Consider the following 17,401-nt stretch of genomic DNA (forward strand, 5'->3'; position numbering starts at 1 on the left):
CGTGTGCAGGCCGGCCGGGCCTTGCGAATTCAGGCTCGCTGCTTGAGCGCCATGCCCATGCTGATCCAGCTGACGCCGGCGCAGATCAGGTCGACGCTGAGGAAGATGCCGAGCACATAGAGGCTCGACACCGGCCAGCGTGCCAGGATCATGGCCCCGAGCACCAGCGTGATCAGCCCGGAGATCGCGACCATTCCCCACGGCGCGGCCGAGTTCATGCCGAACGCCAGGAAGATGCGGACGATGCCGGAAACCACGAGGGCAATGCCGAGGAACAGCGTCAGCGTTGCAGCCGCGAGCAGCGGGTTCTCGAAGGTGATGAAGCCGGCGACGACATAGAGTGCGCCGAGCAGCAGCCAGAACAGGAACTTGCCCCACGTCTTGAACTGGAAGGCGTTGATGATCTCGGCAACGCCGGCGACGATCATCATGGCGCCGACGAACAGCACGCTGACGACGGTGGCAAAGAACACACTGCCGAAGGCGAGCACGCCTGCGATCAGGTAGATCACGCCAAGGGCGACGATCCAGCCCCATTTCGCGCGAAGGTTGGCAAGCCCGGATCCGAGGCTGTGAGGCGGTGTGGCGGGTGAGCTGGACGCTGTCGACATCGTATCGCTCCCGAAACTGAACCGGGCCATGCTACCATAGGTGATAGCGCGGACAAGGGCGGGCGCCCGGCCGGCACGAAATGCATGCTGGCACCAAAGGCGCCGCGACACGTTGATTCAAATCAACCGCCGTGTTGCCGCGCAGCATTCGTGGTTTGACGGCAGTCCGCATCGGACGACGGACTGTCCGGATCGGAGTGCAATTGTCCGGATCGCGCATCCACCCAAGGAGGTCGATATGCCCACGACGCACGACAAGGACCATGTCTACAAGATCCTCGAACTGGTCGGATCATCGGACAAGAGCATCGAGGCGGCGATCGAGAACGCCGTCAGCCGCGCGTCGACGACAATCCGGGAAATGAAATGGTTCGAGGTGGTGCAGACCCGCGGCCACATCGAGAACGGCAAGGTCCGGCACTACCAGGTGACGCTGCGGGTCGGGTTTACGCTGGAATAGGGCGCCTCCTCGTCATTCGCCGGTGCGCAATTCGAACGCGAACCTGCGCCCCACTATAGCTGTCATCGCCCGGCTCGACCGGGCGATCCAGTACGCCGCGGCTCCTCGGCTCAAGCACAGCCGCCTCTGGAATACTGGATCACCCGCGCATGGTGATGACACCGCGCTGTTTGACGTCTTGAATTGCGACCCATCCTCACCGTCGTCCTGGCGAAAGCCAGGACGACAGTTGTGGGCTACCCCATCACCGCCGCGACAGCGGAGCGGGCGGGGGCGGGGCAGTCGAGCCGGCGGCGAGCGAGCGCTGCACCATCACGGTGTCCGACCAGCGGCCGTAGCGATAGGCGACACCGGGCAAATGGCCGACGCGGGCGAAGCCGAACCTTTCGTGCAGCGCCAGCGAGGCGGCGTTGTCGCTATCGATGTAGCCGATCATCTGGCGGAAGCCGGAAGCGGCGCAGGTGTCGACCAGCTCCTGCAACAGCCGGCCGCCGACGCCCTTGCCGGTGAAACGGTGATGCACGTAGATCGAATGCTTCACCGTGTAGCGGTAGGCCGGACGTTTGCGGAACTGGACGACATAGGCGTAGCCGACAACCTCGCCGTCGCACAGCGCGACCAGATGCGGCAAGCGGGTGTTGCGCAGATTCTTGCGGCGGTCGCGCAGGTCGTCGGGCTCGGGGGTGCCGCTATCGTCGACGCTCTCCTCGATGCCATGACGGATGTGGTAGCGGTAGATCGACAGCATCGCATCGACGTCGCTGTCGCGCGAGGCGCGGACGGTGATCTTGTGATCATTCTCCATTGTGTGGCGTCCGCTGGCCTATTCGGACACGACATAGGTGTAGAAGCGGACGCAGCCGGATTCGTCGATCTCCTTGTAGATGCCCTGGACCTCGACCTCGAAGCCCGGGAACGCGTTGAAGCTCGCCTCGAACATCTTGAGATAATCGATCATCGGCTTGCTGCGCTCCGACAGCCGTTCGCCGGGCACGATGGTGGCGATGCCGGGCGGGTACACCACGAACGGCGTCGCGGCGATGCGGCCGAAGATCTGGTCGATCGGCAGGTAGTCGACGTCGTTGCGGATCAGATATTGCGCCGCCTGGCGCGGCGACATCGCGATCTCGGGCAGATGCTCGGGCAGGAATTGCTTGGCCTGCAGCGTGCTGACGCCGCCGTCGCGGAAGAAGCGGTGCATGTCGCCGCAGAGGTCGCGCAGCCGCACCCCGGTGTAGCGTTGCGGGCGGCGGCGGAAGAATTCGGGGATGACGTCCTCGACCAGCGCATTGTCGTCGTGCAGCTTCTTGAAGGCGACGAGCCCGGACACCAGCGTGCCGGCCTTGCTGGCCTCGACGCCGGGCGTCAGCAGGAAGAGCAGGGAGTTGAGGTCGTTCTTCTCGGCGACGATCTGGTTCTCGCGCAGATATTGCGCCACGACCGGTGCGGGGATGCCGTGATCGGCATAGGCGCCGGTGGCGTGATCGAAACCCGGCGTCAGCAATGTCAGCTTGTTCGGGTCGGTCATGGCAAAGCCTTCCGTCAGCTCGGGGAAGCCGTGCCAGGTCTGGCCGGGGCTGAGCTGCCAGTAGGACGGATTGGTCGCGAGCTGATCGGTCGAGATGGTCTCCCAGGCGACATTGTGCACGCCGTTCTCGCGGGCGACGTCCGGAATCATCACGCGGTCCGGCACGAACGGCTCGAAGAACCAGCGCCGCTCGGCGCGCGTCTCCTTCTCCTCGAACTCGCGCTTCACCGCGCGGATCTTCTTGCGCAGCTCGATGCCGAGCCGGATCGTGTCGTCCCACAACACTTCGCCGGAGCGGCCCTTCATCATCTGCGCGCCGACGTCGAGCGAGGCGAAGATCGGATAGAACGGCGAGGTCGAGGCGTGCTGCATGAAGCTTTCGTTGAAGCGGCGGTGCTCGACCCGGCGCTTCTGGCCCTTGATGTGGCGGTCGCGGATGTGGATCTGCGAGGCCTGCGAGAAGCTCGCGAGCTGCTTGTGGGTCGATTGGGTCGCGATGATGCCGGGCGCCTCGGGGCCGAGATTGGCGAGCCCCATCGCGAAACGGCCGGCATAGATCGGGTGGAACTTCATGAAGCCGGCCCAGGCCTCGTCGAACAGGATGTAGTCGCAGAGATGGCCGATCCGCTTCAGGATCATCTCGGCGGAATGGATGGTGCCGTCGTAGGTGCATTGCTCGACCACGGCGACACGGAACGGACGCTCCTTCTTCCAGGCGTTCTCGTCCTTGACCAGGGGGTGCTTGCGGATCTGGTCGCGCAAGCTTCCCTCGTCGAGCAGGTCCCAGCGCATCGGGCCGATCAGGCCCCAGGCATTGCGCACGGTCGGTACATAGACCGGGATGCCGCCGCCGATCAGGAGCGCGCCGTGATGGGCGGCCTTGTGGTTGTTGCGGTCGAACAGCACGAGGTCGCCGTCGGTGACAAGCGAGCCGAGCGCCACCTTGTTGGAGGTCGAGGTGCCGTTGAGCACGAAATAGGTCTTCTCGGCGCCGAAGATCCGCGCCGCCTCCTTCTGCGCCTTCAGCGCCGGCCCCTCGTGGGTCAGGAGGTCGCCGAGGTCGAGCACGGAATTGTCGAGGTCGTCGCGGAACACCGCCTCGCCGAGATGCTCGACGAACACCCGGCCGATCGGGCTGCGGCTGTAGAACACGCCGCCATTATGGCCCGGGCAGGTCCAGAGCTGGTTGCCTTCCTCGGCATAGTCGACCAGCGCTCCGAAGAACGGCGTCTTCAGGTTCTCTGCATATTGCTTCAGCCTGGAGATCAGGTTCTTGGCGATGAAGGGCGGGGTTTCCTCGGACAGGAACACATAGCCGTCGATGAAATCCAGCACCTCGACCGGCAGGTCCTCGAATCGCTTGCGGCGGATCAAGAGGATGATCGGGAAGTCGAGGCCGCGGCGGCGCATCAGGTTGATCAGCGCCGCGGTCTTGCCCTCAAGACCCTTCTTGCCCCAGTCGACCACCATGCAGCCGATCGCCGCATCGGTCTGCACCGCAATCTCGGCGTCCTCCAGCTTGCGGGCGCGGACCACTTCGAAGCCGGAGCGCTCGATCTCGGTGATGATCTGGTTGAAGCGGATGCCTTCGAGGTCGTCGGCCTCGAAAACCGGCGCTGCGAACAGGAAGTTGAAGCGTTTGAAATAGTCCATGCGTGTCCCCGAAACTGGTCCGCTGAACCTGTCTGCACAATTCATGACAAAGAGATGACAATGCGGGGCGGGGCATCTCGAATTGGCTTTTTGCAGCATCACCCCTCAGGGGGCTGCCTGAACCCGCGGATATCAGAGCTGCACGGAAATAAAGTCTGCCGTGCTCCGACGGCCTCAAGGCGCGACAGGGACCAGGCCGTAACGCAGCATCGTCTCCTTCATCTTGGCTGGATCGGGGGTACCTCCTGCCAACAGGGCCGCCATTTCCCTGAAATATTGCGGACCGAGCGCGCCGGGGCTCAGCAGGCAGAGACAGCTCGCCGGACGGTCCGAACGGTTGGTGAAGCCGTGCACGACGCCGCGCTTGATGAACACCGACTCGCCGGGGGCGAGGTCGATCTCCTTGCCGTCGACCCGCCAGGTCGAGACGCCCGACAGCCCGTAGATCGTCTCGTCCCAGCTCTCGTGATAGTGCGGAATCGGCATCCGGGCGTTCGGCTGCAGCGTCATCTCGAACAGATCGACGCTGCCGCCGGTGGTTTCCTTGCTCTGCAGGAATTTGAGCTGCAACGTGCCAAGATCGATCAGGTCGGGCATGACGGACTCGCAAATGGTTTGCGTGCCCACGATAGCGGACGGCGCCGCAGGAAGCCAACGGCGCGTGCAGCCCGGACTGTGAAGCGCTATCCGGCGCCGGTCCGGTGGCCTCGCATTCCGCGGATGCCGGCTCCGCGCCGGCTCGCTCAGTAGACGAGGTTCGTTCCCGGCGGCTTCTCCAGCGCCGCTGCCAGCGTCCGATACTCCTCGCAGCCGGTGCCGCAGATCTCGGCGATCCGCTGCAGATGATACTGCGCCTGGTCGCGGTTGCCCTGTTCGATCTGCCAGAGGCCGTAGTAGTTCCAGGTCAGCACGTGGTTTGGATCGGCTTTCAGCGCGCGCTCGTACCAGACTTGCGACTGCTTGTAGTCGCCGAGCTTGCGATAGGAGTAGCCGATCAAATTGGCGACATCAGGATGATCGTCGCGGCCGAGCGCGTGCAACTGATCGATCGCGGCGGCGTAGTCGTTGCGTTCGTAGATCGTCGCATAGGCCGCGCGATAGTCGTCGCGGAAGGCCGGATCATCGAAGCTGGATTGCTTGACCGGCTTCTTCACCCTGTGCGTGGTCTTTCTGTCCTTCTGCTGCGGATAGGCCGGCGCAGGGGTGCTGTAGCTCGACCCGTATAATTCTCCGCCGCCTGCTCCTCCGCCGCCGCCACCGCCTCCGCCGGCGGCGAGGGTGGTCTGCTGCGGAAACAGGATGATCGGCGCTGTCAGAACTGCCGCAAGCATTGCGAGCTTCACAGGTGACTTGATCATGCGCACCTCCCGAGTAGACGTGGACAGTCGTGGTCTGAAGCACTAACTCCCGATCGCGGGAGACATTCCGCGGGTTCTGAAAAATTGTTGCCGATGCGGCAATCGCACTGTCGCTTCCGGACCTCGCGCTTGCGCGTATGCGCTGTCTTGTTCGCGCCATCGAACGACGAAGCCGAAATTAACATCGATGTTAGATTCGCGTGCAAATCTTCAGCGTCTTTCTGGCGCGCAGCGACAAGGACGATCGATGATGAAAACGGACCTCGCCGAGATCTACCGGAACTACATTGTCTGCCTGAACCGGCGGGACTGGCCGCAGCTCGCTCAATTCGTCGGCGACGACGTGTCCCACAACGGCCGGCGGCTCGGGCTGTCCGGCTATCGCGCGATGCTGGAGCAGGATTTCCGCGACATCCCCGACCTTCGCTTTGAGGTCGTGCTGTTGATTGCGGATGCGTCCCGTGTCGCGAGCCGGCTGATATTCGACTGTTCGCCGAAGGCAAGATTCCTTGGCCTCGATGTCGATGGCCGGCGCGTTTCGTTTGCGGAGAACGTGTTCTACGAATTCCGTGACGGCAAGATCGTGGAAGTCTGGTCAGTGATCGACAAGGCCGCGATCGAGGCGCAACTGTAAGCGACGACTCGCGCGGCGCTATTTCTGCTCGAGGTGCCAGGCGCCGTCCCAATCCGCCGCCGGCGGATTTTGCCTGAACGCTGCGACGCGCGCCTTCATGGCGATCGACGGGCCGTCGCCCGGCGCCGCAGCGAGCGCCGCGGTGAACGCTTGCTCGGCGTCGTCCCAGCGGCGGTCGCGATAGGCGGCGAGCCCATCCGCGTAGCGCTGCCGCAACTCGGTCTGTGCCGGCGTCAACTCGTCCTTCTTGCCGATGATCTCGAACACGGCGACCGGCTGGGTCTGGCCGACGACGACGAGGCGGTCGATCTCGCGTAGCTCGATGGTTGAGGCGCAGGCGCTCGCGGTGGCCTCCGAAATCAGGCTGCGGCTGCCGTAGAATTTGTTGGCGCCCTCCAGCCGCGAGGCGAGGTTCACGGTGTCGCCGAGCACGGTATAGCTCATCATGAATTCGGAGCCGATGCTGCCGACCAGCGCTTCACCGGTGGCGATCCCGATCCTGATGTCGCAATCGGCCGGGATCGCCCGCACGCCGAGCAGTTCGGGCAGGTCCTTGCGCAGCTGGCTGACCTGACCGACCATGTCGATGGCGGCCAGCGCGGCCAGATGGGTCTGCTCGGCCTCCTCGACGAAGGGCGCGCCCCAATAGGCCATGATGGCGTCGCCGATATATTTGTCGATGATGCCGCGATGCGCATGGACCGGCGCCGACATCGTCGACAGATACAGGTTCATGATCTTGACGAGGCCGCTCGGCGTCACGCCTTCGCTCAGGCGGGTAAAGCCCTTCATGTCGCAGAACATCACCGTCATGACGCGGCGCTGTCCTTCGGTGGCGGCGATCGCCGGCTGCTCGAGCAGGCCTTCGGCGATCCGCGGATTGATGTAGCGGCCGAACGTCTCGCGGATGCGCTGGTTGTGGCGCAGCGTCTCGATCATGCGGTTGAAGGCGGCCGAGAGCTGGCCGATCTCGTCCTGGGTCGTGATGGCGATGGCGCCGTCGAGGCGGCCCGCCTCGACCTCGCGGGTGCTCTCGAGAAGGCGCATGACCGGACGCGTGATGCCGCTGCCGACCAGCATCGCGAACACGAAGCCGAGGATCGCGGCAATCGCGGTCACAACGCCGGAGATGATGATCGCCCGCTGCTGGGCACTCATCACCTTCGCCGCGGCGGAGGCGACCTGCGCCAGCATGTCGGCGCGGATGCCTTCGATCCTGTTGTTGAAGTCGTCGCGCAGGGCGTCGGCGCGGAGCGTGGTCGCTTTCGCGGCCGCGAACTCCTGGGCGTCGAGTTGCTCGAGCAGCGTCTTGTTCTCTGCGTTCAGACGCATCAGGAGGTCGTTGACCGCATTGTCGATGCGGTCATCGAGGCGCCCGAGCGCGGCATTGTCTGACGGCGTCGAGGGATCGGCGATGATCGCATCGATCAGCACGCGCGCCGCGTCGGCCTCGCGCTTGATCGCCGGCTCGATCTCGTCGAAGGTCTTGCGTGCCGCCGCGTAGCCGCCGTCTTCGCCGGGCGCCTGCATCTTCGCCATCATCATCCGGCGCATCGCCAAAGACCGCTCGAGCGAGCGGATGTTGACGCGGGCGAGATGGCCGTAGGCGGGGATGTAACGGTTGGTGAGCTCGTCCAGCAGATGGCCGACCTGGCCCGCCATCACCATGGACAGCAGCGAGGTGATCACCGCGAGGACGATCAGTCCTGCGGCAATGCCGACGATCTTCTGCCTGATCGAATTGCGAAACATGCCGAGCCCCGCCGCAGCTGCAATAAACGGGTCCACCCCCGCCAAGGCGGCGAACCAGCTAATAGAGTTCCACGGCCCGCGGTGCAAGCGACCGGCGTGGCCGGTCGCGCCGGATCAGGACAGGAGCCAGGGGCTAGCGCAGCCCTTCATAGACCATCAGGCCGCGTGCGATGGCGAGCTTGCGCAGGGTCCGCGGCACAAACCGCTCCTGTGGATGCAGGTAGCGCCACGAGGTCAGGACGAGGTCGTGCAGCCTTGTGACGTCGTCCTCGAACGGGGCGAGCAGGCCGGTGAGGCTCGCCGGCATATGGACGCGCGCGGTGAAGGGCAGCAGCAGCAATTCAAGGTGCGCCTTGGCGCCGGTCTCGGTCGTGGCGGTGACGCCGGCGATGGCCGGCAGCGTCTCTTCGACGACGCAGGTGATGATGTCCTCGATCTCGCCGCGGCTCGCGTCGGTGAAAAGCGCGGAAAAGCTGCGGTTCTTGAGATCGCAGCCGAGCAGGGCGGAGGTGCGGGTGCCGGCGACCCGGAACGGAAAGCGGGTCTCGCCGTCATAGGACAGCACGAAGATGTCGGACAGCAGCTCGCGCACCGCGGACGGCTCGAACTCACTCCGGTCGGGCGCACGCGCAGTGCCGCGCTTCGCATTCCAATAGGCGAAGTACTCGCGGCTGGAGCTGTGTTTCATCTAAAGAACCTTGCCCGGCGCCTGCCTCGGCGGGACACATCTGTCCCGGTTTTGCTCAGGCGCCTTCCCTTCTCTGTTGTGCAGGGAAGGCAGTGCAGCGTCCATGCCGTGGCCGCGGTTTGGGCGGCTTATCGGCAGCTTTGTGTTGTTAACGTAAATTTAACTATGTCCTTGGCGGCGGCGGAACCCGCGGGTAGGGTTCGCGCGTTCCCGTTCGCCGGCTGCCCCAAGCGCTGGCGCAGTTGGTACACAGGCGGCGTCAAACAGTTTGGTCACCGTGCGGGGAGGGGTGGGGATGTTCTCCCGATCCCTCTGGGGCACGCGAAGACCAGCCGATGAGGGAGGGTGTTCTCAGCGCCCTCCCTTTTCTTTTGTCTCTTTTGTCCAAGAATCTCGTGTCCCGGACGCAGTGCAGCGCAAAGCGGTGCGCTGCAGAGCCGGGACCCATGCCAGAACCCGCTCAAGAATTGAGCTGATCAGACAGATCTCGCCAATCCGGATTGAGTCCTTCAATCAACTTGATCTTCCATGCGCGACGCCATCGTTTGAGCGAGTGTTCACGCGAGCGCGCTTCCAGAATGGAGTCGAATGCCTCAAAGTAAACCAGCTGATCGACGCTGTATTGTCGCGTGAAGCCTGGGACGAGCCTCGCCTTGTGCTCAGCGATTCGGCGAGCAAGGTTGTTGGTCACGCCCACATACAGCGTTCCGTTTCGTCCGCTCGCGAGGATGTAAACGAAAAATTGCGCGTTCATCTTGGGCCAAATGGATGCGGAAGGCGCCTAAGTCTCGCAAGTTCAGGGAGCATTGCCAATTCCGTGGGTCCCTGTGTCTTGGAAGTCTGTCATGATGAGGGTGGGCGGGAAGCCGTTGGGTCCTTGGCGCTTGACGCCGTGAGCCGGCTCGGTCTCCCGCCCGTTCCATCTATCAACCTGAACAGTTGCACGAGGCTGCGCCAACAGACCTCGCATCACAGGGACAGGCACCGTGATCATAGCTCTTCGTTACGTCGGAATCGACATCTCCAAGAAACACCTCGATATCTTTGATGAGGCTGACGGCGTGCCGAGGCGCATTGCCAACGCGCCACAGGCCATCACACAGCAGGTGGCGCGTTGGCAATGCGATACGCTGGTCGTCTTCGAGGCGACGGGTATCTATGACCTCGCGCTTCGCGAGGCGCTGCGTCAGGCCGGGATCCGGTTCGCACGGATCAACCCGGCCCGTGCCCGCGACTTTGCACGGGCTAGCGGCCTACTCGCCAAGACCGATCCGATCGATGCGCGGATGCTGGCGGCCTTTGCGCGGGCCATGCAGCCTGCCCCCGAGCAGGTCGCCGATCCTGCACGCAACACTTTGGCGAGGCTTGCAAAACGGCGGGATCAGCTGGTCCTCATGCGCGCCCAGGAGAAGAACCGGCGCAGCGAGGCCGACGATCGCGCCATGGCCGAACGCATTGGCCGCCTCATCGAGGTCCTCGACAGCGAGATCGCCGAGATCGAGGCGGACATCAGTGCATTGATTAAAGCCGAAGCGGAGATCGCGGACGATGCCAAGTTAATGCGTTCGCTGCCCGGCGTGGGTCCGGTAGCCTGCATGCAGCTCATCGCGCAGATGCCGGAACTCGGGCGGGTCGGGCCGAAACAACTCGCAGCGCTCGCTGGCCTGGCTCCCTTCAACGTCGACAGCGGCGCCTTCCGCGGCAAGCGCAAGATTGCGGGCGGCCGAAAGCGCGTTCGTGACGCCCTCTATATGGCGGCCCTCAACGCAGTTCGCAGAGCTGATCTGTTCAAGGCCTTCTATGCACGACTGCGACAGGCCGGAAAACCAGCCAAACTCGCCCTCATCGCCGTCGCCAGGAAGCTGCTAACGGTCCTCAATGCCATGATGCGAGACCGAAAGCCGTACCTGCAGACCAAACCAACATAACAGTTGCCGGCTCTGCGTCGCAACACTGCGTGCTGCGACGCGTCCGGGACACGAGAGGTGTCCGATTTCGGGATTGTGCACTTGCACAGCGGTGTGAAAGCCGCCTATCTCTGCTTCACAGCCGCATTCGAGGTCGCCGACCCCTTGGACTCCCATCCCGAATCCCCGCTCGAGCCGCCGCCGGAGGCGCCGCGCGAGCCGATCCTGACCTTGCCGCCGGCGCTCACCGCCTACATCCTCCTGATCGCGGTGATCCATCTGCGGGTGCTGCTGCCGCCGGAGATGGAGAACTGGACCATCGACGTCTTCGGCTTCATCCCGAAGCGCTACGATTCGACGCTGCTCGACGTCACCTTCCCGGGCGGAGACGGCGCCAAGGTCTGGACCTTCGTCACCTATTCGCTGCTGCACGCCAACCTCACCCATATCGGCTTCAACGTGCTGTGGCTGCTGCCGTTCGGCAGCGCGCTGGCGCGGCGCTTCGGCGCGGTACGCTTCTTCGTCTTCATGGCGGTGACGGCGGCCGCCGGCGCGCTCGCGCATCTGTTGACCCATGAGCACGCGATCGCGCCGATGATCGGCGCGTCGGCTTCGGTGTCGGGGACGATGGCGGCGGCGATCCGCTTCGCCTTCGTGAAGGGCAGCTTCCTGTCGTTCAGCCGGGGCGACGCCGATGCCGCCGCCAAGGTGCCTGCGCTGTCGCTGTGGCGGGCACTGCGCAACGGACGGGTGCTCGCGTTCCTGGCGATCTGGTTCGGCGTCAACATCCTGTTCGGGGCCACCTCGCTGTCGCTTGGTGCCGAGGACGCGAGCGTCGCCTGGCAGGCGCATATCGGCGGCTTCCTCGCCGGGCTGTTGCTGTTCTCGTTGTTCGATCCGATTCCGCGCGCGCGAGACGATGCTGCGGATGCGTCGTCGGTGGACCAGTCCGGCCGCGTCTGATCGCCGCTTGCGGCTCGGTTCGAATTCCTCCATCATCTTTGCGACACAGAACAAAGCGGGCCGACAGATCGAGCCCAGCTACCGACCGCGCCCCGGAACCGAAATCGGCGCGGAACTGTTGATTGAAGACTCTGGCGAACAGGCTCGGCTCCGCTCAAGCGGGGCACGAACGGATTCAGGGAGGCCGACAATGACGGTACGTTCTATTCTCGATGCAAAGGGCCATCAGGTCATGAGCGTCGCGCCCGGAGCGAAGCTTTCGGCCGCGGTCAAGCTGCTCGGCGAACGCAAGATCGGCGCGGTGCTGGTGATAGAGCAGGGCCGGATGGAAGGCATCCTGTCGGAGCGCGACATCGTGCGCGTGCTCAGCGAGCGCGGCGCGGGTGTGCTGGACGAACCGGTGAGTGCAGTGATGACCAAGAAGGTCGTGAGTTGCCGCGAGTCCGATACCGTCAGCGGCCTGATGGAGATGATGACGACCGGCAAGTTTCGCCATCTCCCTGTCGTCGAGGACGGCAAGGTCGTCGGGTTGATCTCGATCGGTGACGTCGTCAAGCGTCGCGTGCTGGAATATGAGCACGAGCAGGAAGCGCTGCGCGACTACATCAAGACGGCCTGAGCGCTATTTCCCGGTGGTGCCCGCGCCGTTGGACGGCGGCACCAGGATATCGATCGCTTCCTCGATCGCGCCGATCGCGCGTTCGGCTGCGCGGATGCCGTGCGCGATCAGGTCGTCGGCGCGGTGGAAGTCGAACCAGCCGATCTGACCGACGCGCGGCGAGATCAGCATGTCGGGCGGATCGCCGGCGAGGCGCGCGCGCGTGATCCGGTCCTGCATGATGTTGAAGGCGTCGACCATCACGCTCGAGATCCCGGGCCGGCTGGCGCTGCCGAAAAACTCCCGCTTCACGGTCCGTTCGGCGGAGAAGAAGCGGCCGAACCGCCGCTTCGGCGGTTCCGGCTCGATCTCTGCCTCGGCGGTCACCGCGACCGTGACCTCGGGCGCGGCGGACGGCCCGTGATTGTAGATCGTGGTCGAGTGCGCGAACACGTCGCTGGAGAGGTTCGCGGCAATGACGATCTCGGCGCCGAGGGCGCGGGCGGCCGAAACCGGCACCGGATTGACCAGCGCGCCGTCGACCAACCAGCGGTCGCCGATCAGCACCGGCGCGAAGATGCCGGGCAGGGCGTAGGAGGCGCGCATGGCGTCGACCACGCGGCCCTGGGTCAGCCAGATCTCGTGGCCGGTGCGGACCTCGGTCGCGACGCTGGCGAATTTGACCGTGAGGTCCTCGATCATGACCTGGCCCAGCGCCGCCTCGATCTCGGCAGCGAGCTTGGTGCCGCCGATCAGGCCGGACCCGTTGAGGCGGATGTCGAGGTAGCCGAGCACGCTGCGCGGCTGCAGACTGCGGGCCCACTGCTCCAGCGTGTCGATATGGCCGGCCGCATAGGCGCCGCCGACCACAGAGCCGATCGAGGTGCCGACCACGACGTTGGGGACGATGCCATGGGCGAGCAGGGTCTTGATGATGCCGATATGGGCAAAGCCGCGCGCGGCGCCGCCGCCGAGCGCAAGCCCGATCACCGGCCGGCGAACCGGTCCCAGTCCTACCTTGTCGGGGCCGTCGGAGCTCTTGTGGCCTCGGCCCATCCAGCTATCCAACACGACAAATCTCCTGCCAACGCGAGACTAGGCCGCGCGGCATCGCTGCGCCAGCGTTGTCCAGTTTCATGGTTAGTCCCACAGGCATGATTCATGCCCGGGTGGTCCGCGGTAGGCAGGGAATGTGACTGGACCGCGACGATGGGACTAACATCGGCTTGATCGAGCGGTTCCAACCACGGACCGCGCCCCGGGACTGTGACAAAGCCTTGGAAGAAGGCTTGAATTTGCCGCGTTTTCGTTGAAAAGCATGGGGATGACTTCAAGGGGCAACGGCATCTGCGGATGCGGGCGGGGCATGCGGCTCCTTCCGCTATTGATGCTTGCGGCATTTTTGCTGGCCCTGATCCCCACGTCCGCGTCGGCGCAGTTCTTCAGCGACCGGCCGCCGCCGATCCCGCCCGCTCCGGTGCCGGAAGTGCCGTCCGGCCCGGCGCTGAACCTGGCGCCGCCATCAGGGCCCGGTTCGGGGCCGGTTCTGCCCGGTCCTCTGAACCAGCCGACCATCGTCCAGCCGTCGATTGCGACCGTGCCTCCGGTTGCGCCACAGGCCGGCTCGCCGACGGCCGGGCAGGCGGTGCTGTCGCTGACGGCGCGGTACGGCAAGGACCTGCCGGTGATCAATGGCGGGCTGGTGTGGCGGGTGTTCGCCGACAGGCCGGATGACAACGGCACCTACAAGCTGATCCGCGAGGAGCGCGGGGCCACGCCCAACCTCGTGCTGCCGCCCGGCAACTACGTCGTCCATGTCGCGCTCGGCCTGGTCAGCGCGGTGCGCGCCGTCAGCCTGAAGTCGGAGACCGACCGCGAGTCCTTCGTGCTGCCGGCCGGGGGCCTGCGGATCGAGGGCCGGGTCGGCTCCAGCAAGATCCCGGCAAACCAGATCTCGTTTGCGATCTACAAGGGCAGCCAGTTCGACGGCTCGGACCGTGGCCCGCTGGTGCCCAACGTGTCCGCCGGCGACGTCGCCCTGCTGCCGGAGGGCACCTACTACATCGTCTCCAACTACGGTGACGCCAACTCCGTGGTGCGCTCCGACATTCGCGTTGCGGCGGGCAAGCTGACCGACGTCACCGTCACGCATCGCGCGGCCGTCATCACCCTCAAGCTGGTCAGCGAGAAGGGCGGCGAAGCACTCGCCAATACCGCATGGTCGGTGATCACGCCGGGCGGCGACGTGATCAAGGAATCGATCGGCGCGTTCCCGCGCGTCGTGCTCTCCGAGGGCGAGTATCGCGCGATCGCCAAGAACGAGGGCAAGGTGTTCGAGCGTCCCTTCAACGTCGTCAACGGCGTCGATGGCGAAGTCGAGGTCGTGGCGCGCTGACGCCCGGCCGCGCTGCATTTCATGCAACTGTCATAGTCTCTAACGTCAACTAACCATCGCGCGAATTTGAGCTGTCATAATCGCTCGCAGCGACGCGCGGCATCGCTATTTTTACATGGCGTTAAGCCGCGGCATGACTTGGATGCCACGGGGACTAAAGCGCGCTGAGTTCACGTCGTGTCGTCATCGCGCCTTGGCTTTTTGCTTGAGCATGATCTTCTCGGAAGGCGGCTTCGCGCTTTTCCGGATCACGCTCCGGCGTTCGCGTGAACGGGGCGTGCCATGGTCATGGCCAACAACAAATCAGCAAAGACGTCGGCCAAGTTCAGTTCCGAAATGTTCGCCGACGTTTCGGTTCTGCAACGCAAGTGGCAGGCGGCCGTCCGCCCCGGCGAGAAGCTGCCGCACTATGAAGACGTGATGCTCGGCAGCCTCGGCCGGCTCGCCGATCACATCGTGCTGCTGCGCAACGTCGACGGCGTGCTGAACGTCTCGCACACCGGGCGCTACGTGCAGACCTGGCTGAACGACGAGCGCTGGGACATTCCGCTCAGCGCGCTGCCGCCGGACTGCGCCACGGCATTGACCGAAGCCGCGGCGAATGCGCGCGAGAACTGCCGGCCCTATCTCGCGTCGGCGCATTGCGTGCGCGACGGTCTGGTGCGGACCTTCGACGTGCTGGCGCTGCCGACGCGGTCGCGCTGGGGCGGCATCCTGGTCGGCGTCTACGTCAACGAGCGCAATGCGCAGTACAATCTTCTCGACACGATCTTCTCGGCCACCGACGAGGGCGTGCTGTCGCTCGCCGCGATCCGCGACGCGCGGGGCGAGGCGGCCGACTTCCAGATCGTGCACCTCAACCAGGGTGCCGCAAGGCTCCTGATGCAGCCCGCGACCGAATTGCTGTGGCGCCGGCTCAGCGCCGGCGGCAATCCGCTCGCCGCACCGGCGGTGATGAACCGCCTGCGCGGATTCGTCGGAAGCGGCTCCGGCGGCCAGTTCGAGATCGACAGCGGCGATCGCTGCCTGCGGCTCGGCGTCACGGCGTTCGGCGACATGCTGTCGCTGACCGTCTCCGACGTCACCGCGCTAAAGCAGCGCGAGGTGTCGTTCCGCCTGCTGTTCGAGAACAACCCGATGCCGATGTGGGTGTTCGACGCCGGCACGATGGAATTCCTCAGCGTCAACGACGCCGCCGTTCAGCACTATGGATACAGCCGGGAGACGTTTCTCGGCATGACGCTGCGCGAGATCTGGCCGGTCGACGAGTGGAGCGTGCATAGCGCCGCCTTGCGCGATATCGGCGACGTCTATCAATCGAGCCGCGACTGGCGGCACATCAGGGCCGACGGCACCGAGATCCATGTGCTGACCTTCGGGCGCAGGGTGGCGTTCGAGGGCCGCGACGGCTATCTGGTCGCGGTGGTCGACATCACCGAACGCCGCGCCGCCGAGGCGCGGATCGCGCACATGGCGCACCATGACGGCCTCACCAACCTGCCGAACCGCGACTTCTACCAGGAACGCCTGAGTGAAGCGCTGGATCGCGGCCGAAGCGGCAACAAGCGCGTCGCGGTGATGTGCATCGACCTCGATCTGTTCAAGAACGTCAACGACTCCTTCGGGCATCCGATGGGCGACCGGCTGCTCAAGCTGGTGGCGGAGCGGCTGCGCGAGGTGGTCCGCGACGACAATTTGGCGGCCCGGCTCGGCGGCGACGAGTTCGCGATCGTGCTTGCCGCCGATGTCTCGCCGAACGAAGCGAGCGCTTTCGCCGAACGGCTGATCGATGCTTTGAGCGCGCCCTACAAGATCGACGGGCTCGAAGTCGTGGTCGGCGCCAGCGTCGGGATCGCGCTGTCGCCGGGCGACGGCACGACGTCGGAAGAACTGATGCGCAATGCCGACATGGCGCTGTACCGTGCCAAGTCCGAGGGCGGCGGCGTGCATCATTTCTTCGAGCCGGAGATGGATCAGCAGGCGCAGAAGCGCCGCGACATGGAGCGCGATCTGCGCGCGGCCTTCAACAACGGCGAATTCGAGCTGCACTACCAGCCGCTGGTCGATATCGCCGCCGACCGCATCTCGGGTTTCGAGTCGCTGCTGCGGTGGCGGCACCCGCAGAAGGGCATGATCTCGCCCGCGGAGTTCATTCCGGTTGCCGAAGACATCGGCCTGATCGTCGCGCTCGGCGAATGGGTGCTGCGCGAAGCCTGTGCGGAAGCGATGAAGTGGCCCGCCGACGTCAAGGTTGCGGTCAATCTGTCGCCGGTCCAGTTCCGCAGCCGCAATCTGGTCCAGGCCGTGATCTCGGCGCTGGCGCATTCCGGCCTGCCGGCGCGCCGGCTCGAGCTCGAGATCACCGAGTCGGTGTTCCTGGCGGAGACCGAGGCCAATCTCGCGATCCTGCATCAGCTTCGCGAGCTCGGCGTCAGCATCTCGATGGACGATTTCGGCACCGGCTATTCCAGCCTGAGCTATCTGCGCAGCTTCCCGTTCGACAAGATCAAGATCGACCGCTCCTTCGTGAAGGACCTCGCGCGGCGGTCCGACTGCCTTGCGATCGTGCGCGCGATCTCCGGGCTCGGCCGCAGCCTCAAGATCACCACGACCGCGGAAGGGGTCGAGACGACGGACCAGCTAGACTGGCTGCGCGCCGAAGGCTGCAACGAGGTGCAGGGGTTCCTGTTCAGCGCTGCTAGGCCGGGCCACGAGATCGCGGCCTTGCTGACCGGCTTTGCCGAGCGCGCGTCGAAGGCGGCTTAGCTCGTCACCCTCGGGCTTGACCCGGCATCGCACCGTTGAGGTTGCCGGGCAATGTCGGACCGGCGGTGTCGCCGACCGGGCGGATCAG

16 protein-coding genes are annotated in these 17,401 nt (G+C 64.9%); 7 read left to right on the plus strand and 9 right to left on the minus strand.

The annotated features are described in order from the left end of the window. Positions 1-29 precede the first annotated feature (29 nt). A complete protein-coding gene (locus XH92_RS19390; RefSeq protein WP_063695610.1) occupies positions 30-611 on the minus strand; it encodes an HdeD family acid-resistance protein in 582 nt (193 codons plus the stop codon). 238 nt (positions 612-849) lie between these two features. On the opposite strand from XH92_RS19390, the gene XH92_RS19395 reads away from it, so the two are divergent. Continuing rightward, positions 850-1,071: a dodecin gene (locus tag XH92_RS19395; protein ID WP_194460616.1), complete on the plus strand. Its 222-nt coding sequence runs from the start codon at positions 850-852 to the stop codon at positions 1,069-1,071. Positions 1,072-1,315: 244 nt separating this feature from the next. On the opposite strand, the gene XH92_RS19400 is transcribed toward XH92_RS19395, so the two are convergent. The 4 genes from XH92_RS19400 to XH92_RS19415 form a co-directional block, all read right to left on the minus strand. Next, positions 1,316-1,876, minus strand: a complete 561-nt coding sequence (locus tag XH92_RS19400) for a GNAT family N-acetyltransferase (protein WP_194460617.1) — start codon at positions 1,874-1,876, stop codon at positions 1,316-1,318. Positions 1,877-1,894: 18 nt separating this feature from the next. Further along, the gene (locus tag XH92_RS19405) at positions 1,895-4,252 is read right to left on the minus strand and encodes an Orn/Lys/Arg decarboxylase N-terminal domain-containing protein (protein WP_194460618.1); all 2,358 of its coding nucleotides are present in this window, start codon (positions 4,250-4,252) and stop codon (positions 1,895-1,897) included. Positions 4,253-4,426: 174 nt separating this feature from the next. Next, positions 4,427-4,849 carry a cupin domain-containing protein gene (locus XH92_RS19410; protein WP_194460619.1) on the minus strand — a complete coding sequence of 141 codons (423 nt, stop codon included), beginning with the start codon at positions 4,847-4,849 and terminating at the stop codon, positions 4,427-4,429. A 146-nt stretch (positions 4,850-4,995) separates the two neighbouring features. Next, positions 4,996-5,610, minus strand: a complete 615-nt coding sequence (locus XH92_RS19415; protein WP_194460620.1) for a lipopolysaccharide assembly protein LapB — start codon at positions 5,608-5,610, stop codon at positions 4,996-4,998. A gap of 247 nt (positions 5,611-5,857) precedes the next feature. Here XH92_RS19415 and XH92_RS19420 point away from each other — a divergent pair, with 247 nt between their 5' ends. Next, entirely contained in the window at positions 5,858-6,244 is a 387-nt protein-coding gene (locus XH92_RS19420; protein ID WP_194460621.1) for an ester cyclase, read from the plus strand. An 18-nt stretch (positions 6,245-6,262) separates the two neighbouring features. Here the strand turns inward: XH92_RS19420 and XH92_RS19425 are convergent, their stop codons facing one another. The 3 genes from XH92_RS19425 to XH92_RS19435 all read right to left on the minus strand — a co-directional run bounded on the left by XH92_RS19425 (position 6,263) and on the right by XH92_RS19435 (position 9,438). Next, positions 6,263-7,996: an adenylate/guanylate cyclase domain-containing protein gene (locus XH92_RS19425; RefSeq protein WP_194461331.1), complete on the minus strand. Its 1,734-nt coding sequence runs from the start codon at positions 7,994-7,996 to the stop codon at positions 6,263-6,265. A 133-nt stretch (positions 7,997-8,129) separates the two neighbouring features. Beyond that, positions 8,130-8,684, minus strand: coding sequence for a PAS domain-containing protein (locus XH92_RS19430; RefSeq protein WP_194460622.1), 555 nt, complete (start codon positions 8,682-8,684; stop codon positions 8,130-8,132). Positions 8,685-9,144: 460 nt separating this feature from the next. Then, positions 9,145-9,438, minus strand: a complete 294-nt coding sequence (locus XH92_RS19435; RefSeq protein WP_194460623.1) for a GIY-YIG nuclease family protein — start codon at positions 9,436-9,438, stop codon at positions 9,145-9,147. Between the two features lie 232 nt (positions 9,439-9,670). On the opposite strand from XH92_RS19435, the gene XH92_RS19440 reads away from it, so the two are divergent. The 3 genes from XH92_RS19440 to XH92_RS19450 all read left to right on the plus strand — a co-directional run bounded on the left by XH92_RS19440 (position 9,671) and on the right by XH92_RS19450 (position 12,173). Next, positions 9,671-10,612: a transposase gene (locus tag XH92_RS19440; RefSeq protein ID WP_194458139.1), complete on the plus strand. Its 942-nt coding sequence runs from the start codon at positions 9,671-9,673 to the stop codon at positions 10,610-10,612. 144 nt (positions 10,613-10,756) lie between these two features. Then, positions 10,757-11,554, plus strand: coding sequence for a rhomboid family intramembrane serine protease (locus tag XH92_RS19445; protein ID WP_194461332.1), 798 nt, complete (start codon positions 10,757-10,759; stop codon positions 11,552-11,554). 190 nt (positions 11,555-11,744) lie between these two features. Next, positions 11,745-12,173, plus strand: a complete 429-nt coding sequence (locus XH92_RS19450; RefSeq protein ID WP_194460624.1) for a CBS domain-containing protein — start codon at positions 11,745-11,747, stop codon at positions 12,171-12,173. A 3-nt stretch (positions 12,174-12,176) separates the two neighbouring features. Here XH92_RS19450 and XH92_RS19455 read toward each other — a convergent pair whose 3' ends face one another. After that, positions 12,177-13,223, minus strand: a complete 1,047-nt coding sequence (locus XH92_RS19455; protein WP_194460625.1) for a patatin-like phospholipase family protein — start codon at positions 13,221-13,223, stop codon at positions 12,177-12,179. Between the two features lie 253 nt (positions 13,224-13,476). On the opposite strand from XH92_RS19455, the gene XH92_RS19460 reads away from it, so the two are divergent. Continuing rightward, the gene (locus tag XH92_RS19460) at positions 13,477-14,547 is read left to right on the plus strand and encodes a hypothetical protein (RefSeq protein WP_194460626.1); all 1,071 of its coding nucleotides are present in this window, start codon (positions 13,477-13,479) and stop codon (positions 14,545-14,547) included. 282 nt (positions 14,548-14,829) lie between these two features. Next, positions 14,830-17,313 (plus strand): bifunctional diguanylate cyclase/phosphodiesterase, encoded by a 2,484-nt coding sequence (locus XH92_RS19465; protein ID WP_194460627.1) that lies wholly within the window; start codon positions 14,830-14,832, stop codon positions 17,311-17,313. Positions 17,314-17,401 lie beyond the last annotated feature (88 nt).

The sequence above is a fragment of the Bradyrhizobium sp. CCBAU 53421 genome (assembly GCF_015291625.1).
In the GTDB taxonomy this organism is placed as follows: domain Bacteria; phylum Pseudomonadota; class Alphaproteobacteria; order Rhizobiales; family Xanthobacteraceae; genus Bradyrhizobium.